This window comes from Mesorhizobium sp. URHB0026, assembly GCF_054059755.1.
In genome coordinates, this window is record NZ_JBSSCN010000001.1 from 4,099,246 (window position 1) to 4,125,437 (window position 26,192).

Consider the following 26,192-nt stretch of genomic DNA (forward strand, 5'->3'; position numbering starts at 1 on the left):
GGCCTGCAAGACCATGCGATCGTCAACTATTCCTCCCGCCCGCCGTCGAAGACGACGAGATGGCGGATGCGGCGGGCGCGGCCGAGCGCAGAGATCGTTTCGGGCGCCTCGATCTCGTCGGGAACGAGCGAGGGAACGTTGATCGCGGGACGCCCGCTCAGCAATTCCTTCTCCGGGTCGATAACGCGGATGGAATCGATCAAGGCATCGGTGATCGGATCCGCGCCCAGCCAGAACGGCTTCTCCACGGCGCTGATCACGCCGAGGCAGCGTGGATTTTCGATGCCGCCGTCGAGCGGCAAGGCGAGCAATTCGAACTTGTTGGAGCGGCCGTTGCGGCTGAAGCCCTCGAAAGTGATCAGCACGACCGATTTCTGCTCGAAAACGCCGTGAATGAGCCGCGAAACCAGCCTCTGATCCTTCTCCCGCCACAGCGAGGGGAAGCAGAACCCCTTGAGTTCGCGGCCGTAGGAGGCGCAGAGCCTGGTGCCGGCTAGACGAAATACAGGCTGCCCACGCGTGTCCTTTTCGAGGATGAACGTGTCGGCCAGCAGCGTCTTGATATCGGCCGGCTCGACTTCCGATCGCTTCGGAGCCGGGCGTCCGTCACGCAGGCGGTTCCAATAGTGGAACAGCGTGATCGATCCGTTTTGGTTCATCCTACTAAGCTCCGCGCATTCTGTCGTCTGATGTCCCATCGGTGAACAGAAGGGCGCCCTCCGATGACCTACATGCGTTGGGGAGCAGGAAGCGTGCCAGCGTCGTTAACACTTGTTCACGGGTCGGGGCCGTTAAGGTTAACAACTGGTTTACGTTGCGCCGTGGGCCGCCGCGTGGCACACCAAAACCACTCCAGAAGCGGTCGTTTCGCGACGATCGGCAGCACTTCAGTCAAGAGTTTTAGGGGAGCAGGGGCTCGACCGGCCGTTCAGGGGAAACCTTGGACGGCTTCTTTTTCGATTCGCCCCTTTGATTCGGAGCGGGACGATTCGCCGTTTGCGGTTCCATCGGCGGTGATCTAGATGCTCGCCAGACCGAACCAGCCCAGACCGAACCAGCCCCGACCGAACCAGCCCAGTCGACCAGCCCAGTCGAACCAGCATCGAGTGCGATTGCAGATGAGCGAACCGCAAAATCCGTCCGAGTCCGAACCGGCCGAGACCATGCCGCCACCAGTGCGTGAGCCGGTGTTCAATCTGCCGCCGATCGTGCTGGCGGTGATCGGCATCTGTGCGGTCGTCTACCTGCTGCAGCAATATGCGCTGAACGACGCCCAGCAGATGACGCTACTCTATGACGGAGCTTTCATTCCGGTCCTCTATACCGGCAGGTACGGGTTCGACTGGTTTCTTTTCACGCGGCCTTTCACCTATGCCTTCATGCATGGCGGCTTTGCCCATATCGCCATCAACATGGTCTGGCTTGCCGCCTTCGGCTCGCCGCTGGCCAATCGTCTCGGCGCGCTTCGGTTCGCGTTGTTCTTTGCCGCCACCGGATTGGCGTCGGTGGCGCTCTTCTGGGCGATGCATCCGTACGGTGAAGCGCCGCTGGTCGGCGCATCGGGCGCCATATCGGGCATGATGGGGGCTGCGGCGCGCTTTGGTTTCCGCACCGACCGCTCGGCCGGCAAGGCTGCTTTCGCCGGCCCGGTGCTGCCGGTCAAGGTCGTGCTGCGCTCGCGCGGCGTCGTCATCTTCCTGGCCATGTGGATGGTCATCAATCTGGCCACCGGCCTTCTCGGCTTCGCGCCGGGCGTGGACGGCCAAGTCGCCTGGGAGGCTCATATTGGCGGCTTTGTCGCGGGCTTCTTCGGCCTGCGCTGGTTCGACAGGGTATGGCAAGCGCCCGAATGGGAGACCTCCGACCGGGCTTGAAATGCAACCGATCACGGCGCACCATGTTCACTCTTATGTGAAGCCGGTCAGGGCAGGAACCGGTTGGCAAAGTAGAGGAGGACGCCATGACGGTTAAGGCCATTCTCGAGCAAAAAGGCCATGACGTGTTGACGCTCGGGCCGAACGAAAAACTGAGCGAAGCCATCCGCATCCTTGCCGAGCACAGGATCGGCGCGTTGGTCATCACCAATGGCGATCGCAAGATCGTCGGCATCCTTTCGGAGCGTGACATCGTGCGCGTGGTTGCCAGGGAGGGCGGTGCCGCGCTCGATATAGCAGTGCGTTCGGCGATGACGCCAAAGGTGAAGATCTGCAACGAGAACCACACCGTCAACGAGGTGATGGAGATCATGACCAGGGGCCGTTTCCGCCATCTCCCGGTGGAAAAGGATGGTCTGCTCGATGGGATCGTATCCATCGGCGACGTGGTCAAGCGCCGCATCGAGGACGTCGAGCGCGAGGCCGAGGAAATCCGGGCCTACATCGCCACCGCCTGAGCGGTGAAGGGAACCGCCGGCCGGAGACCGACCGGCAACGCCAGGACAACCTCTTGTCGAGTTCGGAGCGGACGAATTCGAGTCCGCGCCGGTGATGTGGTGGGGCCCATTTGACGGAGGCAATCCGTCTCTTGTCGTTCTTTTCGATTTCAATGCGTCCGACCTGCGGGAGCAGGTGCAGGATGCGCTGTTCCCAACAGCGCCGCGCGTCCGGGACTGAGCGGAAGTGGACATCCACTCTCCATTGGGATTGGCGTCCTGTAGGCGAAAATGGCTGGGAAGATCAGACTGAGGCTTTGCGCTTGTCTCGCAAGACAGTTTGCACTAGCGAAGTTCCAAACCAAAATATGCGTTACATGCATATTCCGAAGTTCAAATTTGTAGGCCGTCATGTCCCTTATCGACACTCGTACCCCTGACGCAAAACGTCTGATCTCCGGCGCCACCGGCGACTGGGAGATCATCATCGGCCTCGAGGTGCACGCACAGGTCATCTCGGAAGCAAAGCTGTTCTCCGGCGCTTCGACCGCTTTCGGTGCCGCGCCCAATGCTAATGTCAGCCTTGTCGATGCGGCAATGCCAGGCATGCTCCCCGTCATCAACGAGGAATGCGTCAAGCAGGCGATCCGCACCGGCCTGGGGCTTAAGGCACAGATCAACCACAAGTCGGTCTTCGACCGGAAAAATTATTTCTATCCGGACCTGCCGCAGGGCTACCAGATCTCGCAGTTCAAACAGCCGATCGTCGGCGAGGGCACGGTGATCGTCTCGGTCGGCCCCGACCGCCAGGGCGAGTTCGAGGACATCGAGGTTGGCATCGAGCGCCTGCATCTGGAGCAGGATGCCGGCAAGTCGATCCACGACCAGCACCCGACCATGTCCTATGTCGACCTCAATCGCTCCGGCGTGGCGCTGATGGAGATCGTGTCGAAACCCGACATGCGCTCCGGTGATGAGGCCAAGGCCTATGTGACCAAGCTGCGGACCATCATGCGCTATCTCGGCACCTGCGACGGCAACATGGACGAAGGCTCGTTGCGCGCCGACGTCAATGTCTCGGTACGCCGGCCAGGTGGCGAATTCGGCACCCGGTGCGAAATCAAGAACATGAACTCGATCCGCTTCATCGGCCAGGCCATCGACTACGAGGCGCGCCGGCAGATCGCCATCATCGAGGATGGCGGCAGGATCGACCAGGAAACGCGGCTGTTCGACGCCGTCAAGGGCGAGACGCGCTCGATGCGCTCCAAGGAAGAGGCGCACGACTATCGCTACTTCCCTGATCCCGATCTTCTGCCGCTGGAATTCGACCAAGCCTACGTCGATACGCTGGCCAAGGAATTGCCGGAACTGCCAGATGACAAGAAGCTGCGGCTGATCTCCTCGCTCGGCCTTTCTACCTACGACGCCGCGATCCTGGTGTCGGAAAAGCCGATCGCCGATTATTTCGAGAAGGTGGCGGCCGGTCGCGACGGCAAGCTCGCCGCCAACTGGGTCATCAACGATCTGCTGGGCGCTCTCAACAAGGCCGGCAAGGACATTGAATCCGCTCCGGTTTCGCCCGACGAGCTCGGCGCCGTCATCGACCTGATCAAGGAAGGCACCATCTCCGGCAAGATCGCCAAGGACCTGTTCGATATCGTCTGGAACGAGGGTGGGGATCCGCGCCAGCTGGTCGAAAGCCGTGGCATGAAGCAGGTCACCGACACCGGAGCCATCGAGAAGGCGGTCGACGAGGTGATCGCGGCCAATCCCGACAAGGTCGAGCAGGCTCGCGCCAAGCCCACCATGGCCGGCTGGTTCGTCGGCCAGGTGATGAAGGCGACTGGCGGCAAGGCCAATCCGCAGGCCGTCAACGACCTCGTCAAGGCCAAGCTGGGCATCGAGTAAAAGCATGTTCGTTCGCACCGTCGGGGATCGCGACCTCGCAGCCGTCCGGGCGTTGCTGGTCGAGACCTGGCATGCGACGTATGACGACATCTATGGCGCTGAGCGGGTCACCGAAATCACCAATGAATGGCACTCCATCGCCTCATTGATGGCCAGGCTGGTAAAGCCGAGCAGCGAATTCCTCGTTGCCGATGACGGCAAGCGCATTGGGGGCATGGCGTTTGCCGAAGCCGTCGATGGCGGCGGCGTGGTTATGCTCAGGCAGCTCTATGTGCTTCCCTCGCTGCAGGGCCGCGGTATCGGCGGCATGCTTCTCGACGAGATCATCGAGAGTTTTCCGGAAGCTCACCGCATTCGGCTCGAAGTGGAAGAGAAGAACGCCCGCGCCGTTGCCTTTTATCAGGCCAACGGCTTCGTCCAGGCCGGCCGCACCGAGAATTGCGGCTCCGCCGGCTCTGCCATCCCGGCGCTGATCTATGAACGGGTACTTGCTGCCTGAGCACGGTGGCGGCGTGATCACCTTCGCGCGAGCGCGCGTCGCGAGGTCTGTTTTCGTTTGACGGCCCTGGTGTCCGGCACCAAGCTACCTGGGTCGAACCGCGCGAAGCCCGAGTAAACCGACACACGCGGGATGGCTTTGGGGGAAACCATGCCAAGTCTGCCGGAACTGATGCCGACCGAGGTGTCGGATGAAACCTTTGGTGGCGTCACCTATCACATAGCGGGCGAACTGGTGCCCGTGCTTTCCGTCGACGTGACGCGGATGCCTGTCTATTTTGAGCACCACATCCTGCTGTGGAAGAATTCCACAATCACCATCGGTCTGAAATCGCTGAAGGGCGCGCTGAAGCGCATGATGGCCGGCATGCAGATCTTCGTCACCGAGGCGTCGGGGGCGGGCATCATCGCCTTCAGCCGTGATGGGCCGGGTCACATCGTGCCGATTCACCTGCGACGAGGCGAGGAGATCCAGGTCCGCGAGCACCAGTTTCTGGCCGCCACCGGCAATATCGACTACACGTTCGAACGCGTACGCGGCCTGGCGACGATGCTGTTCGGCCAGAGCGGCTTCTTCATCGACCGGTTTCGCGGCGATACCGGTGACGGCATCGTCTGGCTGCACGGCTATGGCAACGTTTTTGAAAAGACGCTCGCTCCGGGCGAGATCATAGACATCGAGCCCGGCGGCTGGCTGTTCAAGGATGCCTCGGTCAGGATGGAGACTAAGATCGATCGGCTGTCGAGCGGCTTCTTCGGTGCCAACTTGAATTTCATCGTCAACCGCTTCACCGGGCCGGGCAGGGTCGGCATCCAGTCGATGTACCTGCATATGCCGACCGAGGAATAGGCTGGGGGGCAGGGGCCAGACGGATGAAGCCTGGGCAAGCGCGAACGCGGCGGTGACTTATCAGCGGTTCGGTTTGCCCGTGCCTTGGTGTTGGCAGGGCGAGCCTTCGACTTGATCGAGAGTACGAACGCCGATCAGGCGGCGGGAACTTCCACATTGTCGATCAGCCTGGTTTTTCCCAACCAGGCGGCGGCGAGAACGCGGCCCGCACGGTCGCGCCGCCATGGCGTGAGTGTCAGGCATTCGCGAGCCTCGACATAATCCACCGTCTGGAAGCCGGTCGCGACCAAAACTCGGCTTGCTTCGGCGATCGTTTCCTGCTGCCCTGCGCCCGCCGCCAGCGCAGCTGCTGCCTTGCGCAGAATGACGTTGAATTGGCGAGCGATCTGGAGTTCGGTTTCATCGAGATAGGCGTTGCGTGACGACATGGCGAGGCCATGCGCGTCGCGTATGGTCGGCGCGCCGATGATCTCGACGGGCAGGTCGAGGTCGCGGCAAAGCTGCCTGACGACGCAAAGCTGCTGGTAATCCTTTTCGCCAAAGATGGCGAAGTCGGGTGCGGCCTGCAGGAGAAGCTTGGCCACCACAGTGGCGACGCCGTCGAAAAAGGTGGGGCGAAAGTCCGTTTCGAGCCCGGCCGACGGGCCGCCGACCGAGATCTTCGTGGCAAAGCCTGCGCGATACATCTCGCTGACACCGGGCGTGAAGGCAAGGTCGGCTTTGACTACCGCCAGCATGTCGAGGTCGCGGGCCAACTGGCGCGGGTACTTGTCGAGATCCTCGGTCGGTGCGAACTGCCTCGGGTTGACGAAGATCGACACCACGCAACGATCAGCCCTTTCGAGGGCGATCTTGACCAGCGAAAGATGCCCGTCATGCAAGGCGCCCATGGTCGGCACCATGGCGATGCGTTGTCCGTCGCGCCGCCAGTCGCGGATTCGCGCGCGAAGCGCGGCAACGCTGTCAACGACGTGGGGCCGGTTCACGCGTCATCCCCGCCGTTGGTTTTTGAAAAGACGTGGGAGGGCCCGGGGAAAACGCGATCCCGCACCTCCGATGCATAGCGCTCCGCGGCATGCGTGATCACGCTGCGCAGATCGGCGTATTGCTTGACGAATTTCGGCACGCGGTCGACCGTCAGCCCGACCATGTCGTCGATGACCAGTATCTGGCCGTCGCAATCCCCGCTGGCGCCGATGCCGATGGTTGGAATGGCTATGCGGCGGGTGATGTCGGCGGCGACCGTCTCGATCGTGCCTTCGATGACCACCGAGAACGCGCCGGCCTTCTCGACCGCGAGCGCGTCGGCGATCAGGGCGGCTACAGTCTCGCCCGTGCGGCCCTTGATCTTGTAGCCGCCATCCTTTTCCACCGATTGCGGCTGCAGGCCGATATGGCCCATGACCGGAATATCGGCAGCCACGATCGCGGCAATCTGACGAGCCATGTCGACGCCGCCTTCGAGCTTCACCGCCTGGCAGCCGGTCTCGCCGACGACGCGCCGTGCCGAGGCCACGGCTTGCATGGCAGACTCCTCATAGCTGCCGGCCGGCATGTCGACGACCACGCAGGGCCGGGCTGAGCCCCTCATCACGGCTTGGCCGTGCGCGATCATCATCTCCAGCGAGGCGCCTAGCGTCGTCTCGTGGCCATGCAAGACCATGGCGACGCTGTCGCCGACCAGGAGCAGGTCGACGTGGGGATCGAGCAGGCGGGCGATCGGGTAGGTGTAGGCGGTGAGGCAGACGATCGGCGTGCCGCCCTTGCGGCGGCGAATCAGGTCGGCGCCGATGCGAATGTCGGTGGTCGGCAATTGCGTGGCCAATCGTCGCCTCCTTCAGTCCGGGCGGCACAGGATTTTCGCATGGGCGCGCAGAGCTTTAGAAAGAGCGGCAAGCCTTGGCAAGCGCGCATCCGGTCACCCTTGGAGTCACAGGCTGGTGTCGGGTCCCTGGCGCGCCATTTGCGCGCTCCCCGCGGCAAAACCCTTGCCTTCCCGAAGGCCTGACGCCATAAGCAGGAAACGGGCGCCGCCAGCGCGAGGGTTCTGAGATGAAGACTTTCCTGACGCAGTTTTTTACCTGGTGGAATAGCCAGACGCTGGGAACGCGCCTGCACACATGGCGCTACGGCAGCAGGGTCGGCCAGGACGAGGCCGGCAATGTCTATTACGAAGGCGGTATCGATTCGGAAGGCCGCACGCGTCGCTGGGTCATCTACCGCAACTATTCGGAAGCTTCGGCGATTCCGCCGGGCTGGCACGGCTGGATTCACCATCGTGTCGATATCGCTCCCTCCAGCGACGACTACCGGCCGCGCGACTGGCAAAAGCCGCATTTACCCAATCTGACCGGCACGCCATCGGCCTATCGTCCGAAAGGCTCGGTGCTGACCAATCAACACCGCCCGCAGGTCACCGGCGACTACGACGCCTGGACGCCGGGCTCGTAACGGCGCGGTTTACAAAGGTAAGGTGCAGGCCGGTCCTTTATCGCCACAATTGGTGTGTAGCTGCTTGCTGATCAGAAAACGGCGACTAGCCTTAGCGATTGACGGAATCACCTGGGCGCGAACCACCGGTACCCCCTGCATGAGCTTTTTCAACCCGATATCGACGGGCGCCCGGACGTTGGCCGCCAGCCTCGCCGTCAGCACCCTCGCCTTTGCGGCTTCACCCGCACCCGCACCCGTACCCGCCGCCCCGGCGCCGGCGGCGCCCGCGGGATCGGATCGCATCACCAACCCGGTCGCCGAGTTCGCCGGCATCGACAAGATCACCGGCCGCATCATCACCTTCGATGTTTATATCGACGAGACGGTGCAGTTCGGCGCCCTGCAGGTAACGCCGCGCGTCTGCTATTCCCGGCCGCAGAACGAACAGCCGAAGACCGATTCTTTCGTCGAGGTCGACGAGATCACGCTCGACCGCAAGATCCGCCGTATCTTCACCGGTTGGATGTTTGCCGAAAGTCCGGGGCTCAACGCGGTCGAACATGCCGTCTATGACGTCTGGCTGAAGGAATGCAAGCAGAAGTCGGATGTGCCGGCGCCCGATGCTGGCAAGAGCGGCGCGACCAAGGCCGATGGGGCGAAAGCCGACGCGTCGAAGCCAGCCGCGACCAAGCCAAATCCCCCGGTCGCTCCGGACGCGGCACAGCCCGACGACGCCGTGGAACCGGATACGACGGACACCAATTGATCTCTTGGAACCGCCATGGCTGGCGCGCGTTGGACCATCACCACGCGCGTTGAGGATAAGCCTATGTCGGACAGCAAGCGGATCATGGCCAACAAGGCCGAGTTGCTGGAGCTCGAAAAGGGGTTCTGGACGGGCGACACTGCCTACTACGCTGCAAATGTCGACACCGAATGCCTTGTGGCATTTCCGCAGATGGCACAGGCCATGGACAATGCCGATCTGGCCAAGACCGCAGCCAAACCCAACCGCTGGCGCGACCTCAACATCGAACTCAAGGGAATAATCGAACCCGGCAGCGATATCGTCATGCTGACCTATGAAGCGCGTGCGACGCGCGAAAATGGCGAGCCCTATGCGGCGCTGGTCAGCACCGGCTACGTCCATCGCGTCAACGGCTGGAAGATGATGTTCCATGCGCAGACGCCGATCGAGGCGTCGCCCAAGTAGGGCCTGATCCTACGGAAAAAAGACTGCTTCGCCTTTCAGCGCGTCTGCCAGCATCTTTTCATATTTGCCACGCGGCACGTCGACCGCGCCGAAACGCTTGAGGTGCTCTGTCGTGAACTGCGTATCGAGCAGCGCGAAGCCGCGTGCCCTCAGGCGCTCGACGAGATGCACCAGGCAGGTCTTCGACGCGTCCGTCTCTTTGGAAAACATGCTTTCGCCGAAGAACACCCGCCCGAGCGAGACGCCATAGAGGCCACCGACCATACGCCCCTCGCGCCAGGCCTCGACCGAGTGGCAATGACCCATGCGGTGCAGTTGCACATAGGCTTCGCGGATCGGCGCATTGATCCAGGTAGAGCGGCGCTCCTCGCGGTTTTCGGCGCAGCCGTCGATCGTCGCTTCGAAATCGAAATCGAAACGGATTTCGAACGGGTGCCTGCGGATCGTCTTCTTCAGGCTTTTGGGTGTGTGAAAACCGTCGAGCGGAATGATGCCGCGCGTCTCCGGCCGCACCCAGAAGACCTCCGGGTCACCGGCACTTTCGGCCATGGGGAAGACGCCCGAGGCGTATGCCTTGAGCAGAAGGTCGGTCGGGATGCGATAGCCTGGCGCGTAGGGACGGGTCATCGCGTCATCATAGCGGCAAGTTGGGGCTATTCGCCCTTGGCCAAATATTTTTCCAGCCAGTGGATGTCGTAGTCGCCATTGGCGATGTCGGCGTTGCCGACGAGATCGCGAAACAGCGGCAACGTCGTCTTGATCCCGTCGACGACGAATTCGTCGAGCGCCCGCCGCAGCCGCATCATGCATTCGACGCGGTTGCGGCCATGCACGATCAGCTTGCCGATCAGGCTGTCATAGTAGGGCGGGATCTTGTAGCCGGAATAGACGCCGGAATCGACGCGGATGCCGAGGCCGCCCGGCGTGTGGAAATGCGTGATGGTGCCGGGCGAGGGGGTGAAGGTGCGCGGATCCTCGGCGTTGATCCGGCATTCGATGGCGTGGCCGTTGAACTTGATGTCTTCCTGCTTGACCGAAAGACCGCCGCCGGAGGCGACACGTATCTGCTCGTGGACCAGATCGATGCCGGTGATCGCTTCCGTCACCGGATGCTCGACCTGCAGGCGCGTGTTCATCTCGATGAAATAGAACTCGCCGTTCTCGTACAGGAACTCGATGGTGCCGGCGCCCGAATAGCCGAGATCGGCAATCGCCTTGGCGCAGATGCCGCCGATGCGGGACCGCTCCTCGGCGTTGAGCGCCGGCGAATTGGCCTCTTCCCAGACTTTCTGGTGACGCCGCTGCAGGGAGCAGTCGCGCTCGCCGAAATGCACGCCGCCGCCAAAGCCGTCGCCGAACACCTGTACCTCGATGTGACGCGGTTTCTCCAGGTATTTCTCGATATAGACCGCGTCGTCGCCGAAGGCCGCGCCCGCTTCCGAGCGTGCCGTCTGCAGTGCGATTTCGAGGTCTGCCTCGGCATGCGCTACTTTCATGCCGCGTCCGCCGCCGCCGGCCGACGCCTTGATGATGACGGGATAGCCGATCTCGGCGGCAATGCGCCTGGCTTCCTTCTCCTCGGTGACCGCACCGTCGGAACCGGGCACCACTGGAATGCCGAGGCGTTTTGCCGTGCGCTTGGCCTCGATCTTGTCGCCCATGATGCGGATGTGGTCGCCGGACGGGCCGATGAAGGTGATGTTGTGCGCCGCCAAAATGTCGGCGAACTTGGCGTTCTCCGACAGGAAGCCATAGCCCGGATGCACGGCGTCGGCGCCGGTGATCTCACAGGCAGCGACGATCTGGTGGATGTTGAGATAGCTGTCGCGCGACGGCGGCGGACCGATGCACACGCTTTCGTCGGCGAGCCTGACATGCATGGCGTCAGCGTCGGCGGTCGAATGCACCACCACCGTCTGGATGCCGAGCTCCTTGCAGGCACGCAGCACCCGGAGCGCGATTTCGCCGCGATTGGCGATGAGGATCTTCTGAAACATCAGGTCCGCTCTACTCGATCACGACGAGCGGCATGCCGTATTCCACCGGCGTCGCGTCCTCGAACAGGATCGCCGTCACCGTGCCGGCGCGCGGCGAGGGGATCTGGTTCATCGTCTTCATCGCCTCGATGATCAGCAGCGTCTGGCCTTCCTTGATCTTCTGGCCGACCTCGATGAACGGCTTTGCGTCCGGCGACGGCGCCAGATAGGCGGTGCCGACCATTGGCGAGGTCACCGCGTTTTTCGACACGTCGACCGCCGCCGGCGCGGCCGCGGGCTGGGTTGCCGTTGGTGCATAGGCGGGCTGCGGGGCCGCGATCGCGTGAACGGCGGGCGCCTGTCGCGACACCCGTACCTTCAGGTCGCCGAGTTCAACCTCGATTTCTGTCAGGTTGGTGTCGTTCAGTATGCCCGCCAGATCGCGGATCAGTTGCTGGTCAACACCGGTCTTCTTTATCGACATTTTCGAGCCTTCTGTTTGTTGGCCGGTCATAGGCGTGCGGCCAGCGCTTGCAGCGCCAGCGTGTAGCCGAGCGGCCCAAAGCCACAGATCATGCCGACAGCGACCGGCGCGACCATGGAGACGTGGCGGAACGGTTCCCGCGCGTGGATGTTGGAAAGGTGAACTTCGGCGACCGGCAATGGCGCGACCGAACGGATGGCGTCGTGGATCGCGATCGAGGTATGGCTATAGGCGCCTGGGTTGATGACGATTCCGGCGGCTTTGTCGCCGGCCTCCTGGATCCAGTCGACAAGATCGCCTTCATGGTTCGACTGACGGAAATCGATCTCGATCCCAAGCGACGCGCCTGCCTGCTTGCAGTCCTCGGCGATCGCGGCAAGCGTCTTGCCGCCATAGATGCCCGGCTCGCGCTTGCCGAGCGCGTTGAGATTGGGACCGTTCAGGACGAATACCGTTTTCAAAAAAGCCGACCTTTTCCGGCACCGGCGTCAAGCCGGCGCGCTGGGCCTCTATACCGGGCATAGTCGCCCGCGGAAAGAGCGCAAGTGCGTTCTTTCACTGTCCACAACAGGCCGAAATGCGCCCGTGAAGAAAACCGCTTGCCGCTCAAAGCGCGGCTTTCGCCGCCTCGATCTTTTCGGCAAGCACTTCTTGCCCGAGCGCCCCGAACACGACCTCGTTGCCGACGACGTAGGACGGGGTTCCGGTGATCTGCAGTTTGTTGGCAAGATCGTAAGTTTTGGTGAAGGCCTCGGTGATCGATGGGTCCTTCATCTTCTCGTGCAATGTCGCCTCGTCGGCGCCGAGCGAAAGCGCGATCTTGATCGCGGTTGCCTCGGTGGCGCGCCCCTGGCCGCCGAGCAGGGCATTGTGGAACTCGCCGTATTTCTCCGGCATCATCAGGTGAAACGCCATCGAGACGACGCTCGCCTTCTGCGAATCCGGACCGAGGATCGGAAATTCCTTGAGCACGAAACGCAGGTCCGGATCGGACTTGGTAAGCGCCCGCATGTCCTCGATGGCGCGTTTGCAGAAGCCGCAATTGTAGTCGTAGAACTCGACGATGGTGACCTTGCCGTTCGGGTTGCCGACAACGCCGTCGAAGGTGGAATTGAAAATCTGGTCCTTGGCGTTCTTGATGACGCCCAATGCCGCGAGCCGCTGTTCCTCCTTCTGCTTGGCCTCGAGCGCGTCCTGCACTTCCAGCAGCACCTCCGGATTCTTCAGGAGATAGTCGCGGATGATTCCCTCGACCTCGGTGCGGTCGATTTTGGTGTCGGCCGCAACTGTCTGGATAGGCTGAGCCGCCTGGACAGGCTGCGCCGTCTGGACAGCCTGTGCCGTTCCGGCCTTCGCAACCTGCGGACTGCCGGCCACGAAACCGAAAGCCAGCATGCCAAGGGCGACCGCAACCCCCGTGGTGCCCAGCAGCAGTGCCTTTTTCATCGTTGTCGTTCCTTCTGCCTATTTTCCGGTCTGGCTGTGTCGCAGCACGCGGCCGGAAGGTTCATGAGATTACTGGCTCTTGCCTGACGATTTGTAGTTTATGATGTCCTGGGCGCGTATCCAGCGCGGCTCGCCGCGCTTCATCTGCTGTTGCGCCCGCATGGCGAAGATCTTCGCATCCTTGTAGTTGCCGGAATAGAAATGACCTTCGGCGGTGGCAAGCTCCGCGCCCGGTATGTCTCCCAGCTCCCCGTAAGCCTGCGCCAGATAACGATAGCCGGTGGAGTTTTCCTTGTCGCGGCCCAGGCCATCGTTGATCCGCACGACAGCTTGCTTGAGCGAGTCGGGCGTGCCGACCGCCATCAGCGCCTGGCCAAGCGAGACAGGCAGCAGGCCGGACCGTGCCGGGTCGAGGCTAACCGCTTTGGAATAAGCGTCGGCCGCATCCGCGGGCTTGTTGGCTTTCATCAGAATATCGCCGCGCAGCTCCTGGAAGTAGGCATTCCTGGGCTGCGCCTTGATCAGGGCGTTGGTCTTGGTGAGTGCCGCGGCGATGTTGCCGTAGAGATAGGCCGACTGGGCATCGCCGTACAGCGCCGCCATGCTGCCCCGCATCTTTTGCATCAGCCGCGTCGCGGCGGCCTGGCCTTCCATGTAGACGGCAATCTTCACCCGCATCATGTCGTGGCGCTGCTGCAGTGCCGGCGCGTCGATCTTGTCGACGTTGGGGCTCTGTTTGACCAGCACCTCGAGGTTGGCGATGCGGTCCTGCGGCATAGGGTGGCTGATCCGGTAGGGATCGACCTGCGCCCCCGACAGCGACAGCGCGGTCTGGAAGCGATGAAAGGTCTTCAGCATGCCCATGCCGGACTGGCCGGTGGCATTGAGATAAGTGATGGCCGAGCGGTCGGCCGTGATTTCCTCGGTGCGCTGATAGGCGAGGATGCTGCGCTGCGCCATCTCGCCGCCGCCGGCCGCCACGCCCATGCCGGCGCCGGCAAGGCCGCGGCTGTTCGTGGTCGCACCGGCAACGATCGCACCGGCCACCGAGCAAGGTGGCGATGATGGCCATGGTCTTGGCGCGTTCGAGCTGTTCGCGCAGTTTCTGCTGGTGGCCGCCGGCGATATGCCCGGCTTCGTGTGCGATGACGCCGATGATTTCGTTCGGCGTCTCAGCCGTCATCAACGCGCCGGTATTGATGAACAGCCGGCGCCCGGTGACGAAGGCGTTGAAGCTGGAATCGTTGACCAGCACGATGTCGATGCCGTCATTCGCCAGCCCGGCGGCCCTGAAGATCGGCCGTGCATAATCGCGCACGAGGGCTTCGATCTCGGCGTCGCGGACCACTGGCACGCCTTGGGCGAAGGCGGTCTGCGAACCGGCAACCGCAACCGCGGCGGCAAGCGAAACCGTCGCGAAGACACGCGCTGCCTGGGCAATCGTCGATCTGGGTCGGCTCAACATGATGTGTCCACTGGTAGACGAGCGGGCGAAAGATGAAAAGTCGGCGCCTGAAAAACTTCCTCAACTTGTGATCCTCACATCAATCGGGCATTTGTGCGGCGCATGCGTCAGGACCTGGCGCGCTCAATCCTCGGGACAGGGGTAAAAATGGTCGTTTCACTCTCCCATCGCGGCAATGTCGAGCCGTTCCACGCCATGGATGTGCTGGCCGAAGCGAACCGGCTGAGGGCTCAGGGCGTGCCGGTGATTTCCATGGCGGTCGGCCAGCCATCCGATCCAGCGCCCGTACGGGTTCGCGCCGCCGCCGCCAAGGCGCTGGAGAATGGACGCATAGGCTATACCGACACCTTGGGTCTGGCCCCGCTGCGCAAGGCGATCGCCGGGCATTACGCGGATCATTATGGCCTCGATGTCGACCCCGACCGGATCGCGGTGACCACCGGATCGTCGGCGGCCTTCAATCTCGCCTTCCTGGCGATGTTCGACCCGGGCGACCGGGTCGCCATCGCCGCTCCCGGCTACCCCGCCTATCGCAACATCATGGCGGCCCTTGGCATCGACGTGGTCGAAATCGAACTCGGCGACGCGGCTTATCTGCACGCAGGACATCTGGACGCCGCGCATCGCGAGGCGCCGCTGAGGGGCGTGCTGTTTGCAAGTCCAGCCAATCCGACGGGCGCCGTCATCCCAGCCGACGAGCTGGCGACGCTGATCACCACGGCGGAATCGCTCGGCATCGCCGTCATTTCCGATGAGATCTACCATCGGCTGGCCTATGGAGCCCCCGACACCACGGCACTCGCCTTCAGCGACAGCGTGACGGTGATCAACTCCTTCTCGAAATACTACTGCATGACCGGCTGGCGCATCGGCTGGATGGTTTTGCCGGAAGAACTCGTGCGGCCGGTCGAGCGCGTCGCCCAGAGCCTCTACATCTCGCCACCGGAGCTGTCGCAGATCGCCGCGATCGAGGCGTTTGCCGCAACCGAGGAATTGGAGGCGGTGAAGGCACGCTATGCCTGGAATCGCGAGCTCTTGATGAAGCGTTTGCCGGAGCTGGGTTTTCCCCTGGCGGCGCCCATGGATGGCGCCTTCTATGCCTTTTGCGATGTCGCCCGGCACAGCAACGACAGCATGGTCTTCGCCCGCAGGATGCTGGCCGAGGCGCATGTGGCCGCGACACCCGGCCGCGACTTCGACACTCGGGCGGGGCATCGCACGATGCGGTTTTCCTACGCCGGCAGCCACGACGACATGGTCGAGGCGATGGCGCGCATCGAAAGCTGGTTGAGGTAGCGTCATGCCGGAAGTCGAACAGGCCCCCAAACTTGATCAAGCATTGGCGGAAGTCGCGGCGGAAATGGCTGAACGCACCGATCGCGGCGATGTCGCGACCTATATTCCCCAACTGGGCAAGATCGACCCGAAGAAATTCGGCATCGCGGCCGTCACCAATGATGGCCGCACGCTCGTAGCCGGCGATGCCGAGCAGGCGTTTTCGATCCAGAGCATCTCGAAGGTGTTCACCCTGACGTTGGCGCTCGGCAATGTGGGCGACGCGCTGTGGAAGCGGGTGGGGCGCGAGCCCTCAGGCAACCCGTTCAACTCGATTGTCCAGCTCGAGCATGAGAACGGCATTCCGCGCAATCCGTTCATCAACGCCGGTGCCATCGTCATTTCCGACATCCTGCTTGCCGGCCACCAGCCACGCGAGGCGATCGGCGAGATACTGCGCTTCATCCAGTTCCTCGCCGACGACGAGACGATCATCATCGACCGCGAGGTCGCGGCTTCCGAACGTGCCACTGGCTACCGCAACTTCGCGCTCGCCAACTATATGAAATCCTTCGGCAATCTCTATCATGCGCCGGAACTGGCGCTGGGCGTCTACTTCCACCATTGCGCCATCGCCATGAGCTGCCGGCAATTGGCGATGGCCGGCCGCTACCTCGCCAATGGCGGCAAGAACCCGGCAACCGGGCATTCCGTGGTGTCGTCGGAGCGGGCGCGGCGCATCGGCGCCATGATGCTGACCTGCGGCCACTATGACGGCTCTGGCGATTTTGCTTTCCGCGTCGGCATCCCCGGCAAGAGCGGCGTCGGCGGCGGCATATTGGGCATCGTGCCGGGTGTCGCCTCGCTCGCCGTCTGGTCGCCTGGCCTCAACGCCAACGGCAATTCCAAGCTGGGTTCGATCGCGCTGGAAAAGCTCGCCAGGATGATGAACTGGTCGATCTTCGCGCCTTAGAAACGTGACCTGCCGATAAGAAAAATCCCGCGCCGTTCATTTCGATCGGCGCGGGATTCTTTTGTCAGAGAATCAATTCAACGGTTTGAAAAGCTTAGAAAAAGCCTTTCCGCTGCCACCAGCCGGCACGCTTCGGCTTTTCTTCGGTCTTGACTTCAGGCTCATCGGCGACGGTCGAGGAAACCACCGGTGCGACAGGCGTATCAGCGGCTGCCGCCTTGCGGCGCGATGGCCGGGCCTTCGGCGTCTCCTCGGTGGCCGCTGCCTCGTCCGATGCCGCGGCTGGCGTTTCGGCGGGTGCCTGCACGGCCAGTTCCGCGGTCGGCTCCTCGGCGACGGCTTCGGCCGCCGCCTTCTTCGGCTTGGCTGCGCGACGCGGCTTCTTGGGCTTCTCGGTGCTTGGCACCTCGTCGCTCACGGTAGCCGCGGGTTGTTCGACGGCGGCGGCAGCCACCGGCTCGATCGACACAGGCTCGCTTAGCGAAGCGTCAGCCTCGGCGGGCTCGGTGGTTTCGCCGGCTTCCGCCTCGGTCTCGCCTTCACCGTCTTCGCGACGGTTGCGCTTGCCGCCGCGCTTGCCGCGCCGACGCTTCTTGCCCTGGCCATCGTCGGACGCTTCCGCCGTTTCGACGGTCTCGGTTGCGGCGACCGCAGCCTCGTCGTCTGCCTCGGCACCGCCATGGTCCGCCGCGTTTTCCCGCGCGGAGAAACCGTCATCGGATGTGGAAAGGGAAGCGCCGTCCGTCGGGGCGCCATGCTCGCGATCGCGGTCCTTGCCGCCACGCCGCCTGCGGCGCTTGCGGCGCTTGCGATCGCGGCCTTCGCCGTCCTCGCCGGATTTGGGCTGCTGATGCTGCGGCTGCTGAGCGTGGCGCGGCTGTTCGGCCTGGGCCGGCGCCTCGTCTTCCTCCTCGGCGACGACGATCTCGTCCTCCGGTTCTTCCGGCTCGACATAGGCCGGCAGGCTGCGCACCTCGACGAAACCTTCCGGCTTTTCGGCCAGCGCGCCGCGGAAGATCGCGTAGTGCTGGGCACCGACCGCATCGTCTGCCTCGATGGTGATCGTCAGGCCGAAGCGGCTTTCCAGTTCCACCAGCGTGCCGCGCTTGTGGTTGAGTACGTAGAGCGCGGTCGCGGCCGGCGTGCGCACCGTGATGTGGCTTCTCGAATCCTTGAGCAGGAACTCCTCGATCGCCCGGACCACCATCAGCGCCACCGACGAATCGGACCTGACATGGCCGGTACCGCCGCAATGCGGGCACGGCTTCATGGTCGATTCCAGCACGCTGGCGCGAATGCGCTGGCGCGACATCTCCATCAGGCCGAAATGCGAGATGCGGCCGACCTGGATGCGAGCACGATCGTTTTTGAGGTGATCCTTCAGCCGCTTCTCGACAGAGCGGTTGTTGCGGTTCTCCTCCATGTCGATGAAGTCGATGACGATCAGGCCGGCGAGGTCGCGCAGCCTGAGCTGGCGGGCGACTTCCTCGGCCGCTTCCAGATTGGTGTGGAGCGCGGTGTCCTCGATCGAGTGCTCCTTGGTGGAACGGCCCGAATTGACGTCGATGGCGACCAGCGCTTCGGTCTGGTTGATGATGATGTAGCCGCCGCTCTTCAGCGTCACTTGCGGCTGCAGCATGCGGTCGAGCTGCGCCTCGATGCCGTTGCGCACGAAAATCGGCGTCGTGTCTCGGAACGGCTGAACCACCTTGGCGTGGCTCGGCATCAGCATGCGCATGAAATCCTTGGCCTCGCGATAGCCCTCATCGCCGGAGACGAGAATCTCGTCGATGTCCTTGTTGTAGAGGTCGCGCACCGAGCGCTTGATCAGGCTGCCTTCCTCATAGACGAGGGCAGGGGCCGTGGATTGGAGCGTGAGATTGCGCACGTTCTCCCACAGCCGCATCAGATATTCGTAGTCGCGCTTGATCTCGGCCTTGGTGCGGCTCTCGCCCGCGGTGCGCAGGATGACCCCCATGCCTTGCGGCACTTCGAGATCGGCAACGACCTCCTTGAGGCGCTTGCGGTCGACCGCACTGGTGATCTTGCGCGAAATGCCGCCGCCGCGCGCAGTGTTCGGCATCAGAACGGAATAGCGGCCGGCGAGCGACAGATATGTGGTGAGCGCCGCGCCCTTGTTGCCGCGCTCTTCCTTGACGACCTGCACCAGCAGGATCTGCCGGCGCTTGATCACTTCCTGGATCTTGTACTGGCGGCGCACCGGCTTGCGGCGGTTGCGCACTTCCTCGAGCGCGTCCTCGGCGCCGACCGATTCGATCTCATGATCGTCTGGATGGGAAGAGGATACTTCCTCGAGCATGCCGCGATCATTGTCGGTGGAGGTGGCTTCGCTTCCCTGTTCCGCCTGCGGGATGGGCTCGGAAATCACATCGCCTTCGACGGAGGCGGCGATCGACTTGGGGGGGGCGTCGTTGGTCTCGCTTTTATCCTGTTCGGAAGAAACCTCGTCCTGTTCGGATGCGTCGGCGTAATCCGAGGCGTCGGATGCGTGTTCCGAGGTCCCGGAAAAGTCGGCCATGTTCTCGGCGACAACATCCGGGCCGTTGTCATCCGGGCCATTGTCGTTGTTCTCGTCTGCCTCGCCGGCGACTTCGCTTGCCTCGCCGGATTCGGCCGCGCCGGCATCGCGCCTGTTTTCACCACGGTCGCGGGGCTTGCCGCCGCGCCGGCGACCGCGCCGTCCACGATCCCGGCTCTGGCGATCGTCGCCTTCGCTGTCCTCGTTCTCTTCGTCCTCGGCCTCCTGCGCTTCCGCGCGCAGCAGTGCCTGACGGTCGGCGACCGGAATCTGGTAGTAATCGGGGTGTATCTCACTGAAGGCGAGAAAACCGTGACGGTTGCCGCCATATTCGACAAAGGCTGCCTGAAGGGAGGGTTCGACGCGCGTTACACGGGCGAGATAGATATTTCCTTTGAGCTGCTTCTTGTCCTGGGATTCAAAGTCGAATTCTTCGATACGGTTACCGCGTACGACGACTACGCGTGTTTCCTCCGGGTGGGAGGCGTCTATCAGCATTTTGTTGGGCATTATTTCGTTTCCTCCCGGCAGCCGCCAGCCGCAGCTTGCAAGGCAAAGCCCGCTGCTGCGTTTCTGGTGTGTGGGTGCCGGATGTCTGAATGTCCGCCGGACGCTGCCTGCGTGTCATGGCGGTGCCGCCCGCAGCCATATTGGCGCGGTTTGATGCGGACCTTTCCATGATTGCGCTTGAAGCCATCGTCACCAGCAGAACCTTTTGAACCAAAGCCCGGAAACCGGACCAGCTTGTTTGCTCATACAGAGCCGGCGCGGGAATAAACCCGGCCGTTTTCCTCACGCAGGCGATTCCCCCGCCACGGGAGCACACCTGCGAAATTCGTCGCAATCACCTGAAGCCTTTTCGCGTGAAGCGAAAGGAGCCGCCTTTCATCTGACCCTGTAGCAGGAAGCTGCGGAGGAGGGCGGTTCCAGGATTGCAGTGATCCACCATCGCTTTTATGATTTGGCGGGTTGGAAGGCAACCCCGATTTCCGATGCCGGCAAAAAGCAGTTCCGTAGCGTAAGCCTGGCCCGGTCCTTGCGTGAAAAGGCTTGGTTAACCTTCTCTGGATACCAATCGTTAATCGAGCTCGCGGCCTAACCGGCATGTTGACGAAACGAACCGGCGCCTGGCGCCAAACCGGGAGCGACTGGAAGAAAGATGGGACTGGCGGACTTCACAGACAAGGGATGTCGTGTTGGCGGCCAGGTTCTCCGTGCCTTCTGTCTCCTGCTGCTGGTGGCGATTTCCCAGGTCTTTTTCCCTGTAGCCTTTTTCCCTGTTGCCAATGCCGCCGACGCTCCGCTCGTGGCCAAGGGCTACAAAATGGCCGGCGATGCCACCAAGATGCGCATCGTCATGGATTTCGATCGCGAGCCTGACATCAAATGGTTCCTGCTGCGCGGACCCAATCGCCTTGTCATCGATCTTGCAAACACCCGATTTGCCATCGATGCCAAGGATCTGAAACCGCGTGGCCTGGTCAAGGGCGTGCGGCTCGGCGAACTCGGCGAGGGCGTCTCGCGACTGATCCTCACCGGCAAGGGGCCGTTCGCCGTCGACAAGCTCGATGTGCTCAAGAACGAGGACGGAACCGGCTACCGCCTTGCCGTCGACATGTCGGCGGCCTCCGAACGTGAGTTCGACGCCGCTCTTGCCAATCAGGCGCTGACGACCGGTTCCACGGTTTCGACCGACAAGGGCGGCCGGGTCGGAACCGGGCCTGTCTCCAATCCGGGCCACCGATTCACCGTCGTCATCGACCCCGGCCACGGCGGCATAGACGGCGGTGCCGAAGGCTTGAACGGCACCATCGAGAAGAACGTCACACTGGCCTTTGCCACGGAGCTGCGCGACAAACTCGCGGCCGCCGGCCGATACGATGTCTTCATGACCCGGGATACCGACGAATATCTGCGCCTGGACGACCGCGTCCGCATTGCCCGCCAGCACGAGGCCGATCTGCTGATTTCGATTCATGCCGACACGATCAGCGTCAAAGGCATCCGCGGCGCCACGGTCTATACCGTCTCCGACAAGGCCTCCGATCCGGAAGCGCAGGCGCTGGCCGACCGTGAAAACCTGTCCGACCAGTTCGCCGGCATGGTAATCAAGAACGACAACAAGGAAGTGACCGATATCCTGATCGATCTGATCCGGCGCGAGACGCACACCTTCTCGATGAGTTTTGCCCACACATTGGTTGGCCAGCTGTCGACCAGTGTCGGCCTTATAAACAATCCCCAGCGTTCGGCCGGGTTCAAGGTGCTGAAGGCCCCCGACGTGCCGTCCGTGCTGGTCGAGCTCGGCTATCTCTCCAATGCCAAGGACGAGGCGCAACTGCTTGACGCCGAATGGCGCGGCAAGGCAGCGCAAAGCATCACCAATGCCGTGGCATTGTTCGCTTCCGCGCGTGCCGGGGCTGGAACTGGAGGTTGACGGTGCCCGGGGGCGCCTGCAACCAGAGGCGGCGTTGCGCGATGACAACACCCCGCGCTTTTATTTCGGGCTTGCGGCTGCGAAATCAGGCCTTGCCGTATTTTGTCCACATGGTGGCGACATGGGTTTCGATTACGGGTTGGGACCGGCTCGAAAGCTTGCGTGAAAGGCGGCTTCGTTTAGGAAATTCCCGAACCAAGGACTGGAGCGGGTATGATTCGTCTCATTGGCTATTTCTTCGGCATAGGCACGACGCTGGCCCTCCTGGCCGCAGCGGGCGTTGCCCTCTACATCGGCCATGTAGCGAAGGATCTGCCTGACTACGAAGTGCTGGCAAAGTACGAGCCTCCGGTGACCACCCGGATCCATGCCTCGGACGGCGCGCTGATGGCCGAGTACGCGCGGGAACGGCGCCTGTATTTGCCGATCCAGGCCATCCCGGATCGCGTCAAGGCTGCCTTCCTGTCGGCTGAGGACAAGAACTTCTACAGCCACCCCGGTGTCGACATAACGGGGTTGGGCAGAGCGGTTATCACTTACGTTTCGGGTGGCCCCATGCAGGGCGGCTCGACGATCACCCAACAGGTTGCCAAGAACTTCCTGCTCACCAACGAGCGTTCCCTGGAACGCAAGGTCAAGGAGGCCATCCTCTCGTTCCGCATCGAACAGGCCTATTCCAAGGATCGTATCCTCGAGCTCTATCTCAACGAGATTTTCTTTGGCTTCAACGCCTATGGCGTTGCCGGTGCGGCACTGACCTACTTCGATAAATCGGTAAACGAGCTGACCGTGGCCGAGGCCGCTTATCTGGCATCGCTCCCGAAAGGTCCGGCCAACTACAATCCCTTCAAGCATGCCGACCGAGCAATCGAACGGCGAAACTGGGTGATCGGCCAGATGGTCGAGAACGGTTACGTGACGCCTGAAGAGGGCGCAAAGGCGAAGGCCGAGCCGCTTGGCGTTGCTCCGCGCCGCAGCGGCTCCTACCTTTTCGCCGGCGAGTATTTCACGGAAGAGGTTCGTCGGCAGATCATCGCCCGCTATGGCGAGAACGCGCTGTATGAGGGCGGGCTGTCGATTCGCACCACTCTTGACCCGAAGGTCCAGCTCATTGCCCGCAAGGCGATGCAGAATGGATTGATGAAATACGATACTTTGCGTGGCTATCGCGGGCCGGTGAAGACGGTCGACGTGTCCGGCGACTGGGGTGTGCCGCTGGGCGCCGTCAAGGGCCTGGAAGACGTTCCCGAGTGGTCGCTGGCCGTCGTGCTCGACAGTTCGGCGTCCGGGCTGTCGATCGGCTTGCAGCCCGCACGCCAGGCGTCGGGCGACATCGTGAAGGAACGCGTCGAAGGCACCGTCAGTAAGGAGGACATGGGCTTTGCCATGCGCCATGTGGTCGACGGCAAAACAGTCAAGGCCAAGTCGCCGGCCGACGTGCTGAAGCCAGGCGACGTCATCTTCGTCCAGAAGAACGACGGCTCCGACAATACGTACAGCTTGCGGCAGGTTCCCGAGGTGGAAGGCGGCCTGATCGCGATGGATCCGCATACAGGCCGTGTGCTCGCCATGGTCGGCGGCTTCTCCTATTCGCAGTCGGAATTCAACCGCGCCACCCAGGCGATGCGCCAGCCGGGTTCGTCATTCAAGCCCATCGTCTATTCGGCCGCACTCGACAATGGCTATACACCGGCCTCGGTGATCATGGACGGACCGATCACCATCCAGAGCGGCAACACCACCTGGACGCCGAAGAACTATGACGGCACCGTCGCCGGGCCGGCAACGCTCCGCTCCGGCATCGAGAAGTCGCGCAACCTGATGACGGTGCGGCTTGCCAACGACATGGGCATGAAGCTGGTCGTCGAATATGCCGAGCGCTTCGGGGTCTATGATCATCTGGCGCCATATCTGCCGATGGCGCTGGGTTCGGGCGAGACGACCGTCATGCGCATGGTTTCGGCCTATTCGATCATGGCCAATGGCGGCAAGTCGATCAAACCGTCGCTGATCGACCGTATCCAGGACCGCTACGGCAAGACCGTGTTCAAGCAGGACGAGCGTGGCTGCGAAGGCTGCAACGCTCCTGAATGGAAAAACCAGCCCGAGCCGGAACTGGTCGACAATTCCGAGCAGGTGCTCGATCCGATGACCGCCTACCAGATCACCTCGATGATGGAAGGCGTCGTCCAGCGCGGCACCGGCGCCACAATCGGGGAACTTGGCCGCCACATAGCCGGCAAGACCGGCACCACCAACGACGAGAAGGACGCATGGTTCATCGGCTATACGCCGAACCTCGTGGTTGGGCTCTACATGGGCTATGACACGCCGCGCGGCCTCGGCCACGGCGCCACCGGCGGCGGTCTTGCCGCCCCGATCTTCAAGGACTTCATGCGTGTGGCGCTCGACGGCACGCCCAATGTCGACTTCAAGGTGCCTGACGGCATGAACCTGATCGCCATCAACCGCAAGACCGGCATGCGCTCCTCCTCGGGCGATGCGGGCACCATCATCGAGGCTTTCAAGCCGGGTACCGGCCCCGCTGACAGCTACTGGGTGATCGGCATGGGTGCTGATGGCTCCAACGCCTCGGGCGGCGCGCTGTCGCCGCAGGCCAACCAGGCCATCCAGGACGGCGGCGGCGGCCTTTACTGACGAATCCACGCGTCCAGTTGGGCCAGCCTCCGGCTGGCCCATTTCGCTTTACACATGGCGGCACCGTCCCTATGTATCGCGCCGACCGAAGCGTCATTCAGCAACAGGACAAAACATCAGGCCATGCGCGCGGAAACGCAGAATATCGTCGACGAGATCAGGCAGGCGATAACCCTGCTGAGGAGGCATCTTTGACTGGGATCAGGCCATAAAGCGGCTTGAATACCTGAACGTGCGGGCCGAGGACGCCAGTCTCTGGAACGAACCGCTGGAAGCGCAGAAGCTGATGCGCGAGCGCCAGGGGCTCGAGGAAGGCATCGCGGCGGTCAAGGGCCTGACCCAGGCGCTGGAAGACAATATCGGTCTCATCGAGCTCGGCGAGGAAGAGGGCGACGAAGGCGTCGTCGCCGAAGCCGAAGCCGCGATCCGTTCGATGCAGGGCGAGGCCAAGGCCCGACAGGTGGAAACGCTGCTCTCGGGCGAAGCGGACGCCAACGACACCTATCTCGAAATCCATGCCGGCGCCGGCGGCACCGAGAGCCAGGATTGGGCCTCGATGCTGTTGCGCATGTACACGCGCTGGGCCGAGCGCCGCCGCTTCAAGGTCGAGGTGCTTGAAGTGCACGACGGCGAAGAGGCTGGCATCAAGTCCGCGACCTTGCTGATCAAGGGCCACAATGCCTATGGCTGGATGAAGACCGAATCCGGCGTCCACCGCCTGGTGCGCATCTCACCCTATGACAGCAATGCGCGCCGTCATACGTCCTTCTCCAGCGTCTGGGTCTATCCTGTGGTCGACGACAGGATAGAGATCGACGTCTCCGAATCCGACGTGCGCATCGATACCTATCGTTCATCGGGTTCCGGCGGCCAGCACGTCAACACCACCGATTCGGCCGTGCGCATCACCCACATCGCCACCGGCATCGCGGTCGCCTGTCAGGCCGAACGCTCGCAGCACAAGAACAAGGCCAAGGCCTGGGAAATGCTGCGCTCGCGCCTCTACGAGGAAGAGCTGAAGAAGCGCGAAGCGGTGGCCAATGCCACCGAGGCATCGAAGAGCGACATCGGCTGGGGCCACCAGATACGGTCCTACGTGCTGCAGCCCTATCAGCTGGTCAAGGATCTGCGCACCGGTGTCGAAAGCACCAGCCCGTCGAGCGTGCTCGACGGCGACCTCGACGACTTCATGGAAGCCTCGTTGTCGCAACGCATCGAGGGCGGCGCGGGCGAAGCGGTGGCGGACCTGGATTAGGCTGCTTGCGCGGGCAATGATCGCGAGCCCCGTCGCAAAAGCGGACGTATTATCGTGCGGCGCCCGGTGTTGGCCTCAAGTACTAGCCGGTGCGGCGCGCCAAGTTCGCGGTGATCGCAAGGGTCCGGATTCGCTTTTGCTCTGGTGCGGGAAGGGGGCTTTTCTTGCTCCAAGGCGGGCGCGGCGAGTGTTCGCCGTTCGGCCGGCTGCCCATAGCTTCGTCGGCTGCATGGCGGCTGATCCTCCTTTGCGGGCGATCGTCGGAACTGTCGCGGTCAATCAAGAGCATGTGATTGGATTTGACCGGCTGGAACTAGTCCGGGACCAATCCCGTTGTTTGCATGCCCCGCCTGCCGGGAACTTACCTGGCTTGAATCTCGTCAGCGGTAGCAGTGTGCTTATGGCGTG

22 protein-coding genes and 1 pseudogene are annotated in these 26,192 nt (G+C 62.7%); 13 read left to right on the plus strand and 10 right to left on the minus strand.

Features of this window, described 5'->3' with window-relative positions; genetic code table 11:
- Positions 1-26: 26 nt before the first annotated feature.
- Positions 27-659, minus strand: coding sequence for a PAS domain-containing protein (locus ACVWWD_RS19985; protein WP_352552445.1), 633 nt, complete (start codon positions 657-659; stop codon positions 27-29).
- 459 nt (positions 660-1,118) lie between these two features.
- On the opposite strand from ACVWWD_RS19985, the gene ACVWWD_RS19990 reads away from it, so the two are divergent.
- The 5 genes from ACVWWD_RS19990 to ACVWWD_RS20010 all read left to right on the plus strand — a co-directional run bounded on the left by ACVWWD_RS19990 (position 1,119) and on the right by ACVWWD_RS20010 (position 5,630).
- Positions 1,119-1,874: a rhomboid family intramembrane serine protease gene (locus ACVWWD_RS19990; RefSeq protein WP_023773097.1), complete on the plus strand. Its 756-nt coding sequence runs from the start codon at positions 1,119-1,121 to the stop codon at positions 1,872-1,874.
- An 86-nt stretch (positions 1,875-1,960) separates the two neighbouring features.
- Positions 1,961-2,392: a CBS domain-containing protein gene (locus tag ACVWWD_RS19995; protein WP_015318050.1), complete on the plus strand. Its 432-nt coding sequence runs from the start codon at positions 1,961-1,963 to the stop codon at positions 2,390-2,392.
- A 390-nt stretch (positions 2,393-2,782) separates the two neighbouring features.
- Positions 2,783-4,282 (plus strand): Asp-tRNA(Asn)/Glu-tRNA(Gln) amidotransferase subunit GatB, encoded by a 1,500-nt coding sequence (gatB, locus tag ACVWWD_RS20000; RefSeq protein WP_457103290.1) that lies wholly within the window; start codon positions 2,783-2,785, stop codon positions 4,280-4,282.
- Between the two features lie 4 nt (positions 4,283-4,286).
- Positions 4,287-4,781 carry a GNAT family N-acetyltransferase gene (locus ACVWWD_RS20005; protein WP_352553272.1) on the plus strand — a complete coding sequence of 165 codons (495 nt, stop codon included), beginning with the start codon at positions 4,287-4,289 and terminating at the stop codon, positions 4,779-4,781.
- A 150-nt stretch (positions 4,782-4,931) separates the two neighbouring features.
- The gene (locus ACVWWD_RS20010; protein ID WP_023773094.1) at positions 4,932-5,630 is read left to right on the plus strand and encodes an AIM24 family protein; all 699 of its coding nucleotides are present in this window, start codon (positions 4,932-4,934) and stop codon (positions 5,628-5,630) included.
- A 134-nt stretch (positions 5,631-5,764) separates the two neighbouring features.
- Here ACVWWD_RS20010 and panC read toward each other — a convergent pair whose 3' ends face one another.
- Positions 5,765-6,616, minus strand: coding sequence for a pantoate--beta-alanine ligase (panC, locus tag ACVWWD_RS20015; RefSeq protein WP_352553269.1), 852 nt, complete (start codon positions 6,614-6,616; stop codon positions 5,765-5,767).
- Positions 6,613-7,455, minus strand: a complete 843-nt coding sequence (gene panB, locus ACVWWD_RS20020) for a 3-methyl-2-oxobutanoate hydroxymethyltransferase (RefSeq protein WP_352553267.1) — start codon at positions 7,453-7,455, stop codon at positions 6,613-6,615. Before panB ends, panC begins: the two co-directional genes overlap by 4 nt.
- A 227-nt stretch (positions 7,456-7,682) precedes the next feature.
- Between panB and ACVWWD_RS20025 the strand changes: the two genes are divergently transcribed.
- From ACVWWD_RS20025 to ACVWWD_RS20035, 3 genes are all read left to right on the plus strand, one after another.
- Entirely contained in the window at positions 7,683-8,081 is a 399-nt protein-coding gene (locus tag ACVWWD_RS20025) for an NADH:ubiquinone oxidoreductase subunit NDUFA12 (protein ID WP_352553265.1), read from the plus strand.
- Positions 8,082-8,220: 139 nt separating this feature from the next.
- Entirely contained in the window at positions 8,221-8,829 is a 609-nt protein-coding gene (locus tag ACVWWD_RS20030; protein WP_457103291.1) for a DUF2155 domain-containing protein, read from the plus strand.
- Positions 8,830-8,892: 63 nt separating this feature from the next.
- Positions 8,893-9,276, plus strand: a complete 384-nt coding sequence (locus ACVWWD_RS20035; protein WP_352553261.1) for a hypothetical protein — start codon at positions 8,893-8,895, stop codon at positions 9,274-9,276.
- Positions 9,277-9,285: 9 nt separating this feature from the next.
- Here the strand turns inward: ACVWWD_RS20035 and aat are convergent, their stop codons facing one another.
- The 6 genes and pseudogenes from aat to ACVWWD_RS20065 all read right to left on the minus strand — a co-directional run bounded on the left by aat (position 9,286) and on the right by ACVWWD_RS20065 (position 14,647).
- Entirely contained in the window at positions 9,286-9,903 is a 618-nt protein-coding gene (gene aat / locus ACVWWD_RS20040) for a leucyl/phenylalanyl-tRNA--protein transferase (protein ID WP_023773089.1), read from the minus strand.
- Positions 9,904-9,929: 26 nt separating this feature from the next.
- Positions 9,930-11,273, minus strand: coding sequence for an acetyl-CoA carboxylase biotin carboxylase subunit (accC, locus tag ACVWWD_RS20045; protein WP_023773088.1), 1,344 nt, complete (start codon positions 11,271-11,273; stop codon positions 9,930-9,932).
- A 10-nt stretch (positions 11,274-11,283) separates the two neighbouring features.
- Positions 11,284-11,736, minus strand: coding sequence for an acetyl-CoA carboxylase biotin carboxyl carrier protein (accB, locus tag ACVWWD_RS20050; RefSeq protein ID WP_023773087.1), 453 nt, complete (start codon positions 11,734-11,736; stop codon positions 11,284-11,286).
- Between the two features lie 26 nt (positions 11,737-11,762).
- The gene (gene aroQ, locus ACVWWD_RS20055) at positions 11,763-12,197 is read right to left on the minus strand and encodes a type II 3-dehydroquinate dehydratase (RefSeq protein ID WP_023773086.1); all 435 of its coding nucleotides are present in this window, start codon (positions 12,195-12,197) and stop codon (positions 11,763-11,765) included.
- A 145-nt stretch (positions 12,198-12,342) separates the two neighbouring features.
- Positions 12,343-13,182 (minus strand): DsbA family protein, encoded by an 840-nt coding sequence (locus ACVWWD_RS20060; protein WP_023773085.1) that lies wholly within the window; start codon positions 13,180-13,182, stop codon positions 12,343-12,345.
- A gap of 69 nt (positions 13,183-13,251) precedes the next feature.
- A pseudogene (locus ACVWWD_RS20065) lies at positions 13,252-14,647 on the minus strand (M48 family metalloprotease).
- Positions 14,648-14,794: 147 nt separating this feature from the next.
- On the opposite strand from ACVWWD_RS20065, the gene ACVWWD_RS20070 reads away from it, so the two are divergent.
- Together ACVWWD_RS20070 and ACVWWD_RS20075 are read left to right on the plus strand one after the other, a co-directional pair.
- Positions 14,795-15,943: a pyridoxal phosphate-dependent aminotransferase gene (locus ACVWWD_RS20070; protein ID WP_352553254.1), complete on the plus strand. Its 1,149-nt coding sequence runs from the start codon at positions 14,795-14,797 to the stop codon at positions 15,941-15,943.
- Positions 15,944-15,947: 4 nt separating this feature from the next.
- Complete coding sequence (locus ACVWWD_RS20075) at positions 15,948-16,895, plus strand: glutaminase (protein WP_031241230.1); 948 nt, start codon at positions 15,948-15,950, stop codon at positions 16,893-16,895.
- A 94-nt stretch (positions 16,896-16,989) separates the two neighbouring features.
- Here the strand turns inward: ACVWWD_RS20075 and ACVWWD_RS20080 are convergent, their stop codons facing one another.
- Complete coding sequence (locus ACVWWD_RS20080; RefSeq protein ID WP_457103292.1) at positions 16,990-19,944, minus strand: Rne/Rng family ribonuclease; 2,955 nt, start codon at positions 19,942-19,944, stop codon at positions 16,990-16,992.
- A gap of 649 nt (positions 19,945-20,593) precedes the next feature.
- Between ACVWWD_RS20080 and ACVWWD_RS20085 the strand changes: the two genes are divergently transcribed.
- From ACVWWD_RS20085 to prfB, 3 genes are all read left to right on the plus strand, one after another.
- A complete protein-coding gene (locus tag ACVWWD_RS20085; protein ID WP_352552273.1) occupies positions 20,594-21,871 on the plus strand; it encodes an N-acetylmuramoyl-L-alanine amidase in 1,278 nt (425 codons plus the stop codon).
- A gap of 213 nt (positions 21,872-22,084) precedes the next feature.
- A complete protein-coding gene (locus tag ACVWWD_RS20090; protein ID WP_023773079.1) occupies positions 22,085-24,529 on the plus strand; it encodes a penicillin-binding protein 1A in 2,445 nt (814 codons plus the stop codon).
- Between the two features lie 123 nt (positions 24,530-24,652).
- Positions 24,653-25,784 (plus strand): peptide chain release factor 2 gene (gene prfB / locus ACVWWD_RS20095; protein WP_015318029.1). Its coding sequence is split into 2 segments (ribosomal slippage): positions 24,653-24,718 and positions 24,720-25,784, totalling 1,131 coding nucleotides; the frame shifts between segments, so codons are not numbered across the junction.
- Positions 25,785-26,192: the final 408 nt, after the last annotated feature.